Annotated in this window: 12 protein-coding genes, 1 tRNA gene and 1 other RNA gene; 3 read left to right on the plus strand and 11 right to left on the minus strand. The window is 45.7% G+C overall.

The annotated features are described in order from the left end of the window. Positions 1 to 3: 3 nt before the first annotated feature. From AC6I2O_RS12535 to AC6I2O_RS12565, 7 genes are all read right to left on the minus strand, one after another. Positions 4 to 735, minus strand: a complete 732-nt coding sequence (locus AC6I2O_RS12535; RefSeq protein ID WP_120391810.1) for a hypothetical protein — start codon at positions 733 to 735, stop codon at positions 4 to 6. Continuing rightward, a complete protein-coding gene (pilM, locus tag AC6I2O_RS12540; RefSeq protein WP_497742814.1) occupies positions 732 to 2,198 on the minus strand; it encodes a type IV pilus biogenesis protein PilM in 1,467 nt (488 codons plus the stop codon). Before pilM ends, AC6I2O_RS12535 begins: the two co-directional genes overlap by 4 nt. Before the next feature lie 32 nt (positions 2,199 to 2,230). After that, positions 2,231 to 3,430, minus strand: coding sequence for a type II secretion system F family protein (locus tag AC6I2O_RS12545; RefSeq protein ID WP_497742815.1), 1,200 nt, complete (start codon positions 3,428 to 3,430; stop codon positions 2,231 to 2,233). Between the two features lie 50 nt (positions 3,431 to 3,480). Further along, positions 3,481 to 4,254: a prepilin peptidase gene (locus AC6I2O_RS12550; protein WP_120391813.1), complete on the minus strand. Its 774-nt coding sequence runs from the start codon at positions 4,252 to 4,254 to the stop codon at positions 3,481 to 3,483. 237 nt (positions 4,255 to 4,491) lie between these two features. Continuing rightward, complete coding sequence (locus AC6I2O_RS12555) at positions 4,492 to 4,917, minus strand: type II secretion system protein (protein WP_120391991.1); 426 nt, start codon at positions 4,915 to 4,917, stop codon at positions 4,492 to 4,494. Positions 4,918 to 5,207: 290 nt separating this feature from the next. Next, positions 5,208 to 5,279, minus strand: a tRNA-Glu gene (locus AC6I2O_RS12560). Positions 5,280 to 5,433: 154 nt separating this feature from the next. Further along, positions 5,434 to 5,757, minus strand: coding sequence for a metal-sensing transcriptional repressor (locus AC6I2O_RS12565; RefSeq protein ID WP_120391814.1), 324 nt, complete (start codon positions 5,755 to 5,757; stop codon positions 5,434 to 5,436). Between the two features lie 207 nt (positions 5,758 to 5,964). Between AC6I2O_RS12565 and AC6I2O_RS12570 the strand changes: the two genes are divergently transcribed. The 3 genes from AC6I2O_RS12570 to AC6I2O_RS12580 are packed head-to-tail and all read left to right on the plus strand — an operon-like array spanning position 5,965 to position 7,912. Next, positions 5,965 to 6,834: a PHP domain-containing protein gene (locus tag AC6I2O_RS12570; protein WP_497742816.1), complete on the plus strand. Its 870-nt coding sequence runs from the start codon at positions 5,965 to 5,967 to the stop codon at positions 6,832 to 6,834. Between the two features lie 33 nt (positions 6,835 to 6,867). Then, positions 6,868 to 7,095, plus strand: a complete 228-nt coding sequence (locus tag AC6I2O_RS12575) for a hypothetical protein (protein ID WP_497742817.1) — start codon at positions 6,868 to 6,870, stop codon at positions 7,093 to 7,095. After that, positions 7,088 to 7,912: a Cof-type HAD-IIB family hydrolase gene (locus tag AC6I2O_RS12580; RefSeq protein WP_120391817.1), complete on the plus strand. Its 825-nt coding sequence runs from the start codon at positions 7,088 to 7,090 to the stop codon at positions 7,910 to 7,912. The genes AC6I2O_RS12575 and AC6I2O_RS12580 overlap by 8 nt, the downstream gene beginning before the upstream one ends. A gap of 128 nt (positions 7,913 to 8,040) precedes the next feature. On the opposite strand, the gene AC6I2O_RS12585 is transcribed toward AC6I2O_RS12580, so the two are convergent. From AC6I2O_RS12585 to AC6I2O_RS12600, 4 genes are all read right to left on the minus strand, one after another. Continuing rightward, positions 8,041 to 11,013 (minus strand): InlB B-repeat-containing protein, encoded by a 2,973-nt coding sequence (locus AC6I2O_RS12585; RefSeq protein ID WP_497742818.1) that lies wholly within the window; start codon positions 11,011 to 11,013, stop codon positions 8,041 to 8,043. 279 nt (positions 11,014 to 11,292) lie between these two features. Further along, positions 11,293 to 11,674, minus strand: an RNA gene (gene rnpB, locus AC6I2O_RS12590) — RNase P RNA component class A. A 65-nt stretch (positions 11,675 to 11,739) separates the two neighbouring features. Further along, entirely contained in the window at positions 11,740 to 12,105 is a 366-nt protein-coding gene (locus AC6I2O_RS12595) for an arsenate reductase family protein (protein WP_120391819.1), read from the minus strand. A gap of 18 nt (positions 12,106 to 12,123) precedes the next feature. Continuing rightward, positions 12,124 to 13,794 carry a nucleoside kinase gene (locus AC6I2O_RS12600; RefSeq protein WP_497742819.1) on the minus strand — a complete coding sequence of 557 codons (1,671 nt, stop codon included), beginning with the start codon at positions 13,792 to 13,794 and terminating at the stop codon, positions 12,124 to 12,126.

The following is a 13,794-nucleotide window of genomic DNA, read 5'->3' on the forward strand; positions in this document are numbered from 1 at the left end:
GCTTTACTCCAAATTTGCCGCGCCGTTTTCACACATAAACAGCTGCAAGCCGATTGTCAGTTCTTCCTGTTGTTCCTCATCACCGCTGTTTTTCTCCGTCACACGCTGTGCAGCGAACGAATATCCGGTCACAAAAATTGCGGGATTCTCGCGTGTAATAAAATCAATCATCTCTGTCATCTGCGCTCTCGTTCCGGTACACTTTACAACCACATCTGCGGCATAAACCTGATCCTGTGCCACATCCTTCGGCAAATTCACCTGATTCTGCGCCGTTTTCCCTGCAACGCTAGCCTCATCCTGCATATCTACTTTCCCGGCATCCATCTGTCCCTGCATCATTTCCCCGGAAATGTTCTCCCATCCTGCATATATTTTAAGCTCCGACGGTCCTGAAGGCATTGTTATGGAAAGATTTACGATATTCACCCCATATTGGAGAAAAATTCCGGTGATCTCACGGTCAATCTCCTGGCTAGTCTGCATCGAATAATACGGTTCGGATGCAACCTGCAATTCTTCCTTTAACTCCTCGTTTCGTTTTCTTGTTCCTTCCACGGATACCATTTTCAGATTCATTTCATGCTTTTCAAGCTCTGCCAGCTCAATCTCTGTATCCAGATCAAAATACCGTTCCATCTGCGGCATAATAAGCAGGCGAATAAACACAAAAAGAACAATCACTATGGCCAGAAAGCCCAGGAGTTTTTTATCTCGCTGCGTAAGCGGCGTCATCTGCCTTCCACCTCCTCTTTTCCTGCGTCTGACTTCAGATAACACAAAAGGCTGATATGGTATCTTTCATCTGCCTGTAAATATACGTAACCCGTATAATCAATTTTCTGAAACAGTCCCAAATCCTGTAAATCTCCTACAAACTGACTATTCAGATCAGCCTCCTCTGCCGTTGCCTCCAAGGTCAGCAACCCGTCCTTGGCGAGATAACTGCTCACCTGAACTGCCACCTTATCCCCTGCACACGTTTCAATACCCTTTATTACCGACGAATTCATTTCCGGATAAGAGGAAAGCGCCTGATTTATATATTGCACTGCCATGGTCTGATGCGCAAGAAGTCCGTTTTCGAACTCCAATTCATCCAGTTCCTGACATTTTGCCACATTATTTGTATCATTCAGATAACGTTTTACATCGTCCAGCATGTCCTGTTTCATTTGATTAGAAACAAGAAACGCAGCGGTAATCGCGGTGCACCCTACGGTAAGCATAAGCGGCATCCTTGCATATTTCCAGAATTCTGTCTGCTTTTTCTTTGCCTTTTTCTTTTTGGGCATCAGCAGATTCATTTCATTTCTCCGGTTAAATAAAGCGCCCGCCAGATTCAGATACGTTCCGAATGCCAACGCCTTTCCATGGCGAACCTGAACTGAAGCATCCTGTTCGAGACGCAACGCGCTTACATTCGGAACCATCTGCAAGATCGCTTCCTCACAGATCAGAAAATCCTTTTCTGAAATTCCACTCAGATACACCTTTTCGATTCCATGACCATTTTCCTGCGTCAGATAAAACTGCATCAGCTTACTGACTGAACGCGCTACTTCCAGTCCAAACTGAAAACTGCCATATTCCGCAAAAATATTGGTCCCTGCTGCATAAACTGCTTCTTTTCCTTCCCACAGCACGCTTGTAAGCTGTACCCCGTCTAGTACCTGTACAATACTGGTTCCCCTGCGAAGTACATCCACATGTGACAGCCCCTTTTCCAGACAGATGCGGGACGGAAGAAATTGCGCCGGCCGAATCCCAGCCTTCTGGAATACACGCTGATATTTTTCAAGATACGCCCGCGGTACTGCCGCAGCATAAATCTGAAGCCGTTTCCTGCCTCCGGACAGTTTCCGATAAGCAATCAGATCTTCCTGCTCCTGACCACTCAGCTCTCTTTGCAAAGTCTGAAGCAGCTCTTTCTTGCGCATAGCAGGAAGTGCCATCTTTCGCAATGTAATAGGCATGGCGTTGATTACCACACGCACGCGCTTTGCAGAAAGCCCATGCGCTTTCCACACTTTCATGAGCAAATCTACAACTGCTTCTTCTGATAATATATTTCCATTTACGATACACCCTGAAGGAATTTCTTCCTGAAATGCCTGATGGATTTCAATTTTTTTACTTCCTGGTTTCCCAACTACCACTTTCAGAAAATAATCGGATAAATAGACCGCTGTAACCATATGTACCTCCGCATACAAAAGCCAACTCTTTCTTACGCACCTGCACCGATCGCATCATAAGAGGCATAAATCGGTCCAATCACAGAAATGATCACTGCGCCGACAATGACTGCCATCACAACAATCATAAGCGGTTCCAGCATCGCAACCATACGCTCAATCGCCCGCTCTGCTTCAAAATCCAGTGTATCCGCCATGTTCACAAGCATCTGATCCAGTTTCCCCGTCTCTTCCCCCACCATAACAGCCGAAGCAAACTTTTTCACAAAACCATCCACTGTGCGCAAAGCCTGCGAAAGCGGCTCACCGGAGCAGACACCTGAAATCACCTCGTCAAACTGGCGCTCAATACAAGCATTCCCGATCACACGTCTGCTGATCTGCAGTGCCGTTATCATCGGAATCCCGGCCGCATAGAGCGAACTTAACGTCCTGGCAAAACGCGCCGTATACATCGTCCTAAGCAGCCTTCCAACTACCGGAATCCGCAGTTTCATGCGATCCGCATAATACCTTACTTTTGAAATCCCTGCTGCCGCCTTTCCTCCGATCAAAAGCAATACTACCAGTAAAATAAGCTGTAGCCAGTTGTGAATCAGAACATCGCTGATTCCAAGCATGACTCTCGTTGAAAAAGGAATATCTTCTGCATTTTCAAACAATGCCGCAAACTGAGGCAACACGTATGTAAATACAACAAGCACGACAGCGACTGTTATAACCAGCAATATGATCGGATAGACCATCGCACTTTTCACCTTGCCGTTTAACTTATATTCTTTTTCATAATGAACCGCAAGGCGTAACGACACCTGACTGAGATTTCCACTTACCTCCGCCGTACGCATCATATGGATCAGAAGCTCCGGAAACACATTCCCCTGCGCCTCCAGAGCTTCTGAAAAAGAAACACCCTGGCACAGAAGCTCCAACATATCGTTGTAAATAGCCCGCACAGACGGTTTTACTGCCTCTTCCTGCGCTATAATTGTCAGTGCTCGAATAAGCGGCACACCTGCCTGCAAAAGCGTTCCAAGCTCCCTTGTAAACTCAGACAGCTCTTTCGCTTTCATTTTCCGCGAACCGTTTCTGCCGCCCACCGCTTTTGCATGGAGAAGAAAAAGTGCCTTTCCACGCAGCTTTTCATAAAGCTCCTGCTCATTTTCTGCATCCGCATAACCGCGCACGCGTTTTCCATCCTTGTCCTTTGCTGTATAAAGGTACTTTTTCATACCTTGCTCCCACTTTCTTGTCAATATACTTTGTTTCTCCTGCTATGCCTTTAAATAACAAGCAGCCCGAAATACCACTTCAAGACCGGCTCCCCGATAAATACCGCTGCTACCATTCCCACACCGAGAAAGGGACCGAATGCGAAATGTTCTTTTTTTTCTTTCTTTTCGGTCGCAAGCAGCCAGATTCCATAGGTACCGCCTGTCAGAATCGCAGCAAGCACTGCGAACAAAGTCAGTTTCCAACCAAGCATCAGGCCGCTCGCTGCCATCAGTTTGATATCGCCGCCGCCAAACGCATCCTCGATCATAATCGTCAGTAAAAGCATCGGAACACTGACACAGACTGTCCCGATCAGCCTTGAACCAAGATCCGGTTCCATACCTGCAGCCCAACCTGTAATGCCAATTGCCGCGACACCCAGCACAAAACCATTCGGAATCTCCATGGTATCCCAGTCAACACCGGACACCAGGGTCAGCAGAAACAAAAAGGCAAAAGTAAAGGCTGCTGATACCGTAAAACCATATTTCCAATAGCAAAGACAGCTAAGGCACCCGCCCAGCGACTCCACTGACACATACCGAAAAGAAATCTTTGCTCCGCAATATCTGCATTTGCCCCGCAAAAGAAACCAGCCCACAACCGGAATCAGGTCAAATGCTCTCAGCGTATGATTACAGGAAGGACAGATACTCCGTCCCTTCCAGTAGGGAATCCCCCTCTGAAGCCGATAAACAAGTACATTCAAAAAGGAGAACATGCACGCTCCAAATAAAAAACAGCATGCATATATAACCGTATAAGCAACTACTACACTCATCCCTGCCTCTCCTTTCGATGCTGGTATAAAAAAATACCCTCGTCTCCCATACCGCACAGCTCTCTGTACATGGTAAACAAAAGGTACTCCCTTATAGTAACAATCTTTTTCTTTTATAGCACATAAAACAAGAAATTGTCAACGCTTTTTGCAGTACACGGGCATAAATAAAGACCGTTGCAAAGCAATCCAAACTTCTTTGCAACAGCCTTTCATTTATATGGTATCTTTATACCTTTATTCACTCTTTTCTACTGTCCAGGTACCGTTCGCAAGAATCGCGGTAAAACCACCTTTTGTAAAGCTACCTGCCTCTACCTTGTTGCTGGTTACTGTAAAGCTGGCTGAATAATCTCCGGAGATATCTGCAAGCTCTGCCGCCTCACCGTTCGCATCATCGCTGTCTGTGTCGTTTGCGAAACTCAGCTCCTCTATTGTATTACCCAGGCCGTACTGTTCAGAAACAACAGTCTGCGCTGCAAGATAAGCCGTCCTCGCATCAATCACTACCTGTTTCTCATTCGCCTTGTCAATCCACTTTGTCATAGTCGGAACCAAAACAGCAGCCAAAATAGCCAAAATAACAAGTACCACGATCAGTTCCACAAGTGTAAAACCATTTTTGTTCTCTTTCGCTTTTTTTGCTTTTTGAAATAAACTCATATATGTACCCTCCTCTGGTCCGCCCATACTCCCCAATACTTCGACCATATGTTCCCAAAAAAGTTCAGAAGCAAAAAAAATCTGCTGACTATTTCCGGCCGTTTTACTTTTGGAAAATGTAAGCACACTTATAACTGTATTCTATCATGTTTTATTTATTTGTCAAGTAATGGCATTGCCATCTGCAGAACAAAAATTATATTGAGGTTCTATTTTGTTATCCCTTCCTTTTTGCATAAACAAAAAACTCGAAAATACTGTAAACACAGAACTTTCGAGTTTTTTTGAAACAGTCCCTAGGGGAATCGAACCCCTGTTTCCGCCGTGAGAGGGCGGCGTCTTAACCGCTTGACCAAGGAACCTTGCTCAATTAATATACCAAACCTTTTCAAAAAATGCAAGTACTTTTTTTATTTTTTTTAAACTTTTTTCGACAAGCTATTTTTACCCTCAAATTCCATCCCCAAATGGCATTAAATTCTGCGCATGAAATGCCCCTAATCGCAAATGAGTCTCCTATTTCATAATCCTCTGAATCGTTGCGCAAAGCTCTTCTACTGCATGTTCCTCTCCGTTTTTAATATCATCCACCACACACGTTTTAATATGATTTGTCAGAAGAACTCTGTTAAAGCTGTGCAACGCAGACTGAACTGCTGCCACCTGTGTCAAAATATCGACGCAGTAACGCTCTTCCTCGACCATACCCCGAATGCCTCGCACCTGTCCTTCGATACGCTTCAGGCGATTCAGCAAATCTTTGTTTTCACTGTCCTCCCGATGCTTCATACGACATTCACACTTTACCTCTGTCTGTTCGTTCTGACCACTAATCTCCATCTTTTCCCTCCGGAATTTCCTGCTGAATCAGCCTCCAGCACTATGCAGACTATCCTGCAATATCACTGGTTTTGGCCTGTTTCCACACTATCATAATTTTCTCTCTCTGTCAATCAGCGCGGCTTTTTCTGTTTACATCCTCGTCTTTTTCGATTATACTGGCAGTGATTCTAACGACATCGAATCAGAAATACAGAAAGGCGCATTATGAAACGTATTGACCTGCATGTACACTCAAATCAATCAGATGGCACTCTTTCTCCAAAAGAATTAGTCCGTCACGCTCTTTCCTGCGGTCTGTCCGCCTTTGCGCTGACGGATCATGACAATGTAAATGGCCTGACGGAAGCCATCAAAGAAGCCGAGCACTGCAATGTGGAGCTGATCCCCGGAATTGAATTTTCAACCGAATACCATGGAACAGATCTCCACATTGTCGGGCTTGATTTTAACTGGAACGATCCGGATTTTCTGCCCTCTGTCCAGTTTTACCAGGAAGAGCGACTGCGCAGAAACCAGAAAATCATCGACAAAATGGCCGCAGACGGCATTGATATTTCCTGGCCGCAAATGGAGGAATCTTTTGGCAATGCCATGTGGACCAGAGCACATTTCGGCCGTTATCTCGTTGAACACCATTATGTCGAAAGCATAAATGATGCTTTTACACGCTACCTGGGTGAAGGGTGCAAATACTTTATTCCACGGCAAAAGGTTTCTCCGTTCGAAGTGATCGCTCTTCTTCACCGATTCGGCGGCATTCCTGTCCTCGCCCACCCGTTTCAATACCGTTTTACTGACGAAGAACTGCGAACGCTTCTGAAGTCCCTCAAGGAATGCGGTTTGCTTGGAATGGAGGTATACTATTCCGGATACACCCATAAACAGGAAGAATATCTGCTTGCGCTTGCCAGCGAATTTCATCTGGCTCCATCGGGCGGATCTGATTTTCATGGCACCAATAAACCAAACATCTCACTTGGCAGTGGAACCGGAAATCTACAGCTCTCCTACGACCTACTGGATGGTCTGAGGCACGCCCGCGCCACATCATCCCATTTTTCACGCCGCAGCTAATCAAAAACATAAAAAACACTGGAGGACATTTTGATGAAATTCCGTGAACGCTATATGCATCATGAAGCAGATTTTGAAGAAATATTTTCACTCACAGATGAGTGGAATTTCAGCGATGAGACCTGTACCCTTCGGGAATACCTGGGCCTGACTGCCGAAGAGGAAGATATCTGGATCAGCGAAAGTGATGAAGCACTTGAACGATTGCTCGAAAAAGAACGAAGCCAAAACACAAAACGCACGGAGGCACACCATGAGTAAAAGAATATTATTTACAGATCTGGATGGTACATTGCTAAATGATGAGAAAAAAATAACGCCTGGCAACCAGGCTGCCATTGATGAGGCACTTGAAAACGGACATATTATTGTAATCACAACAGGAAGGCCTCTTGTCAGCGCCCTTATTCAGGCGGAGCGGCTCGGACTTGTCAAAAAAGGCTGTTATGCGATTGCCTATAACGGCTCCCAGATCTACGATATCTATCATAAAAAAACTATATATGGAAGAACGCTTTCCCGCGAGCTTGCCGCGCCAATCTTTGCGGAAGCTGCGAAACGCCAGCTTTATATCCAAACCTATAACGCCTCACATATTTTAACGGAGCACGACGGTCCGGAACTACAGCATTATACAAAAACAATTTTGATTCCATACCATATTATAGAAAACATCAGCGATGCTCTGACAGAAGATCCCTATAAGTTAATCGCCATAGATCTGAATAACCACCAAAAGCTTCTCGATTTTCAAAAAGAGGTGCTTTCCAAATACGAAGGAACGCTGGACACCTTCTTTTCTGATGATGCTTTTCTCGAGATCGTACCCACTGGGATATCCAAGGGTTTTGCCGTTCGCTGGATGTGTGATTATCTCGGAATTCCATTGGAGAATTCAGTTGCTGCCGGCGATGCACAAAACGATATCTCTATGATCGAAGCCGCCTGTGTAGGCGCTGTCATGTGCAATGCCTTCCCTGGTATTGCGGAGCATGGGAATTACATTACAAAAGCAGACAACAACCATGACGGTGTAGCAGAAATCATTCACCGCTTTATTTTAAAAGACACGCATTAAAAAAGAGCTACCGCATACTTTGATTTGTGCGGTAGCTCTTTTTTCTACGCTAGCATCATCTGAGAATCTTCTCTATTAATGTCGCTTCGATTAATAAGTCTTTCTTCTAATAATGAGTTTTTCTTCTATTAACGAGCCTTTCTTCTCTTCAGGAATACAACCAGAAGAATGATAAACAACAGACAGGAAACTGCTGCAATCGCAACTACGATTCCGATTGGCGTCTCGTCGCCAGTCGCAACACCTGCTGCCTTCGGAATTACTTTAAAAGTAACAGATTTTGTATCTGTTGTGCCATCAGCTGCCCAGTTGCTTCCATCAAAGATTTCTTTGTTGTAAGTCACCTTTAATGTATATTCCCCTGTCGCTTTAATCGTCATAGAAGTCGTATACGGAGAACCATCCCATGATCCCGTTACATTGCCGATCTGATAACCGCTCGGACGATAACGGTAATCACCCGGGTTCGGATTTGTATTTCCCATACCTGCACCGGAAGCTGTAAACTTGATGGATGCGCCGGTATAGTATTCACCGCCTGCCACAAGTTCCAGGATCTGATTGTTGTCCGGGGACGGACCATCCTTATACGTTGCCTTTGCTGTTACGTCACTTGCCGGCATCTCAAACGTGGTTTTCCATCTGGATGCATTTTCAAATTCAACATTACCGCTCGTGGCAACCCACTTATCAAACTCTTTACCACTTGCCGGATAATTGGAGCTGACCGTAGCCTTATCTCCCATGTAGAAATATTTCTGGCTTCCGGTTCCATTTTCAACCGTCAGACGGTACTCTTTATATTTGTAATTTGCACTTACTGTAACGTCTGCCATCGGCATTGCAAAGGTTGTGGTTGCACTTGAAGCATTCGCCAGAGTCGCATTTCCGGAATCTACTTTCCAGTAATCAAATTCCATGCCCTTCGGCGCTTTGTCTGCGGTAATCGTAACATTGGTGCCACTGACTGCAGTCGTATAATTTGCAGAACCGTCATTGACTTTCACGTTATACTGAATTCCCTCATACTGTGCCTGGAAATTCAAGCTCTGGTTAATCGAAGCCAGGGTAAGTGACGAACTCTTCGCATCAAGTCCAAGCACAGCCGGATCAATCTCGGTTCCCTGTGCATCCCGGATTATCCATCCTGTAAATGCCTGACCTGCCGGATTCGGATTTGCATTAATCAAAACTTCTTTATTAGCCTTTACAATATACTTGCTCGGATCTGCAGGATCATGCTGAGACTCCTCGCTTACCAGTGTACCATTTGCCACCAATACGGTATAAGTAATATCTGAATATGTCGCGGTAATTGTCACCGGTCCACCCGGCATATTAAATGTTGCCTTTGTACCAGTTGTTGTAAACTCCACATCCTTAATACCATTTGCACCGTCATCCCACTGTGCAACCCAGCCTGCAAACTGTTTTCCTGCCGGAACAGTACTTGCATCAAGCTCGATCTCCACAGCTGTGCCAACCGCATAAACACCTGTGTCTGATACCGGCGAAACTACTTTTCCGCCCGTTATTGTAATCGTGGTACTTGGCGCCGGGTCCGCATACTCTGCTTTAACGACTACGCCTTCCTCCGGCATGATAAAGGTAGCTGTCGTCTGGTTCGGGTCTGACATCTGAACATCTGCGCTGCTCGTCTCCCAGTTCTGGAATTCCAATCCTTCTTCGCCTTCAGCCTGAACAGTAACGGTATCTCCAGCTTTATAAAAACCGCTTCCCGTTCCGTTTTCAACGACAACTTCATATGTCTCATCATCAAGCTGCGGTGTCTCAGTAACAGCTTCTGTTTCCGTCTCAGTTGACTGTGTTTCCGGGCTTACTGTCTGTGCTTCTGTCTCAGGTGCCTGTGTTTCCGGGCTTACTGTCTGTTCTTCTGTCTCAGGTGCCTGTGTCTCCGGACTTACCGTCTGTGCTTCTGTCTCAGGTGCCTGTGTCTCCGGACTTACTGTCTGCTCCTCTGTCTCAGGTGCCTGCGTCTCCGGGCTTACTGTCTGCTCCTCTGTCTCAGGTGCCTGCGTCTCCGGACTTGCTGTCTGCTCTTCTGTTTCAGAACTTTCCGTCTCAGATACTTTAGTTGCATATGTGGCAGAAACAGTCACATCATTCTTTGGCATAATAAATGTTGTCGTCTCTGACATAGGGTTCGTAAAAATGGAATCATTCCCGTCACCTGAGATCCAGCCTGTAAACTCCTGACCTTCCTCAGCTGCATTCGCTGTAACAGACACTTCTGTACCCTCTGTAAACCTGAGTGTACCGATTTCATCTCTCACGCCTGTTGTCTCATCATCCACTGAACCATTATTCACCATCACTGCATAATAGTCTACTGCTGCCGATGTCTCCGGTTCTGTTTCTGTCGCTGCTTCTGTCTGATCTGTATACGTATCAACCGGTGTATCTGCTCCAAGTGTAATATTCGGGTCCGTCCACTCATTCGCTGCCCCTATAGGCTCTCCTACAGGTGCTTCCGTTGCTGCCTCTGTCGGCTCTTCCACCGGTGCTTCTGTTGGCGCCTCTGTCGGCTCTTCTACTGAAACAGCTCCATAAGTCGCGGTAACTGTAGTCTTATGTTCCGGCATAGTGATCGTTGTCTCAGCGCTGGAAGCATCCGCAAAAGATACGTCCTCTGAAATCCAGCCTGTAAAGACCATGCCTTCTTCCGGTTCTGCCGCCTTGATTCTAATGATGTCATCTTTCTCATAGCATGCCACATCTTTGGAATCTGTGTCTTTATGATATTTGGATTCATCCGTGCCGTCGTCAAGGGCTGCAGTACCATTTTCCACTACCAGTACGTACCCTGCTTCTGTCAGTACAATCTCCGTATCTGACACAGACGCACTGTAAACGATTCCGCTGTCTGTATTTGTCCAGCTGCCCGGATTCTCCGCTGATACATCGATTCCGTCCATCATCACAGGAAGCCATGCATTGACCAGCGAATCTTCCGGGAATAAAAGCTTCCCATCCACTTCAGCCGCCTCAATCTGTACCTCCGCCAGCGCCTGCGATACCGGCAGGCATACCAGCAGACATGCCAGCATAACGCCTATGAAACCTTTTTGTCTTTTCTTCATAATTACCCTTCCTCCCGTCTCCCTTTTCAAATATTTGTTTCGTCGCAGATGTCTGTATTTTTATCATCTGTGCACGTGAACGTTTTGGATATCGTGATTATAGCACAGGCGGAAATAAAAGCAAAGGATGGTTTCCCGTATGTTTTCTTAAGACTTTTCTAAGAACCTCATTCCGCCGCATGTTCTATCACATTTCCTTCAAAATTCACGATTTTTAAGTCAAAAAGAACCCCGCATAAAATATTCTTCCCCTGAAAAAATACCTTAAGCGGGATTCTTTTTATAAGCAGGACGATAAGCCGGGTTATGTCGTGAATGGTCATCTATCCAGACCTGCCGTTGCCGGCAGGTTCCAGCAACCTACCTGAAGCTGACGGGCCGCCATATGCTTCGTTTCGGTCTTGCTTCGGATGGGGTTTACATATGCCCCTCCCGTTACCGGGAGGGCGGTAGTCTCTTACACTGCCCTTCCACCCTTACCGGAGCCGCTTGCATGTTCCGTAAAACAGAATCCACAGCACTGCACCGGCGGTTCATTTCTGTTGCACTATCCTTAGAGTCGCCTCCACCGGACGTTATCCGGCATCCCTGCCCTGTGAAGCCCGGACTTTCCTCGTCTGGCACCTTTCGGCCTGCCAGCCGCGACCATTTATCCTACTTACAGTGGCATTCTACCACATCTTTTTTTACTTTGCAAACTTTTCTATCGTGAAATATGTCACTCTTTTATCTCTGTATGCATGCAACAGCTGCTTCCCACTCTTTCTCTTTAAAACCTACCAGTACACAATCCTGCGTAACCAGAATCGGGCGTTTCACTAACATCCCGTCCGTAGCCAGCAAATCCAGTTTTTCATCATCCGTCATGGACGGGAGGCGGTCCTTCAACTTCATTTCTTTATACAAAATCCCGCTCGTATTAAAAAAACGTTTCAGTTCCAGACCACTTTTTTCATACCAGGCAGCAAGCTCCTCCTTGGATGGATTTTCCTGTTTGATATCCCTCAAATCATATGGTACCTTCTGTTCCTTCAACCAGTTTTCTGCTTTTTTACAGGTGCTACATTTCGGATAACATACAAATAAATTCATTTTCACATTTGTCCTTTCTTACAGATCAAAACATCCTCCGCCTATAAACTCCCGAATCAGTGAATTATTCGGTATACTGTCGCTCGGTATCGGCAAAAAATAATCCAGAAATTTCAGCAGTCGTTTCGCTTCCTCATATTCTTTTTCCTCCGGGCTCACAGAAAACAGCAGCGGTTCCGCATACTGTTTTAAAACTGCCAGTTCATAAATCAAAGCTGAATTAAACATAATATCAGCCTCTTCCTGATACGGAAAAATATAGTTTTCTTCACCGCGGCGCACAGATGGCCACATTTCTATGGTTCGCCTTGCATCCGCTCCTCTTGTTCTTGCATCGCGCACAATCCGTCGCAGCAGCCTGCCGTCTGTCGTTGGGATGCGATTGTGCTCGTCAATGTTCAGCTGAGTGAGGGCACTGATATATATTTTAAATTTACTCGCTTTCGGCAGACGGTTTGTTAACCGGTCATTCAGACAGTGTATTCCCTCAATCAGCAAGATGTCGTTTTTCCCCAGTTTTTTATACTTTCCTTTATACTCCCGCTTTCCTGTTTTGAAATTAAAGCTTGGGAGCTCTACCGTCTTTCCTGCCAGCAGATCTTCCATATCCTGATTCAGCTGCAAAATATCAATTGCTTCCAAACGCTCAAAATCCGGCTTGCCCTCTTCATCAAGCGGTGTCTTTTCCCTGTTTACAAAATAATCATCCGCTGCAATCGGATGCGGATGTAAACCATATACGGAGAGCTGCGTGGAAAGGCGGTGGGAAAAAGTTGTTTTTCCTGAAGAAGACGGCCCGGCAATCAATACGATCTTTTTTTCCGGAGAAGCCGCAATCTGAGCTGCCATCTCCGCAATCTTTTTCTCGTGATATGCCTCCTGAATCATAATCAAATCCTTGACCTTATTGTGCACAATATAATGGTTCAATGCACCGACTGTCGGAATTCCAAGCCGCGCTCCCCATTCCATGGATTCTTTCTGTACATGGAAAATCTTTAAGTCCGGTTTAAAAACAGGAAGCTTTTCCGGTTCATAACCGGACGGAAACAGCAGCACAAATCCGTCTAAAAACAGCTTCAGGTCAAAATGTCTCAGATAGGAGGTGTCCGGAAGCATATACCCATAAAAATAATCTTCAAACTTCTCCAGGCTGTAGAGATTAACCTTTGACGCCCGGCGATAGCGAAGCAGTTCGCTCTTATCATACATCCGGTACTCATTGAATTTCCGACGGGCCTCATATGTATTCTCCGTCTTTTTTTCAATTGGAAGCGCTGCTTTTGCGAGCTCCTGCATGCTGTTTTTTACCTGGTCGAGAAATTCCTGCGTAAGCTTTACTTTTCCCTGCATCGTGCAGTAATAGCCGCCGTTTACTGCAAAATGAACGCCTACGCGATCAATCAGACTGTTATCACCAACCGTATGATAGATCGCTTTCAACATCATCAGAACCAGACTTCTCGCATACGTACTGTGCCCTGCCTTACTCTCCGTGGTTAAAAATTCCAGATGACATCCATCCGGCACTGTCTTGTGAAGCTCCCGAAGCCGGCCGTCACATCGTGCAAGTACAATCGGATATTTTTTATCCCTCTGATGCTGCCGAGCAATATCCAGATAACATACGCCATCTTCATAAACTTCCTGCACGTTATTTATCCAAACGGTAATTTTGCCGTTCTCCAT

Source organism: Blautia sp. St.27G3 (genome assembly GCF_059728505.1).

Bases quoted from the DNA above. Each gene is read 5' to 3' on its own strand.
- AC6I2O_RS12600 (WP_497742819.1), bottom strand. From the start codon at position 13,794: ATGGAGAACGGCAAAATTACCGTTTGGATAAATAACGTGCAGGAAGTT.
- AC6I2O_RS12575 (WP_497742817.1), top strand. From the start codon at position 6,868: ATGAAATTCCGTGAACGCTATATGCATCATGAAGCAGATTTTGAAGAA.
- AC6I2O_RS12545 (WP_497742815.1), bottom strand. From the start codon at position 3,430: ATGAAAAAGTACCTTTATACAGCAAAGGACAAGGATGGAAAACGCGTG.
- AC6I2O_RS12535 (WP_120391810.1), bottom strand. From the start codon at position 735: ATGACGCCGCTTACGCAGCGAGATAAAAAACTCCTGGGCTTTCTGGCC.
- AC6I2O_RS12570 (WP_497742816.1), top strand. From the start codon at position 5,965: ATGAAACGTATTGACCTGCATGTACACTCAAATCAATCAGATGGCACT.
- AC6I2O_RS12565 (WP_120391814.1), bottom strand. From the start codon at position 5,757: ATGGAGATTAGTGGTCAGAACGAACAGACAGAGGTAAAGTGTGAATGT.
- AC6I2O_RS12585 (WP_497742818.1), bottom strand. From the start codon at position 11,013: ATGAAGAAAAGACAAAAAGGTTTCATAGGCGTTATGCTGGCATGTCTG.
- AC6I2O_RS12555 (WP_120391991.1), bottom strand. From the start codon at position 4,917: ATGAGTTTATTTCAAAAAGCAAAAAAAGCGAAAGAGAACAAAAATGGT.
- AC6I2O_RS12595 (WP_120391819.1), bottom strand. From the start codon at position 12,105: ATGAATTTATTTGTATGTTATCCGAAATGTAGCACCTGTAAAAAAGCA.
- AC6I2O_RS12550 (WP_120391813.1), bottom strand. From the start codon at position 4,254: ATGAGTGTAGTAGTTGCTTATACGGTTATATATGCATGCTGTTTTTTA.
- pilM (WP_497742814.1), bottom strand. From the start codon at position 2,198: ATGGTTACAGCGGTCTATTTATCCGATTATTTTCTGAAAGTGGTAGTT.
- AC6I2O_RS12580 (WP_120391817.1), top strand. From the start codon at position 7,088: ATGAGTAAAAGAATATTATTTACAGATCTGGATGGTACATTGCTAAAT.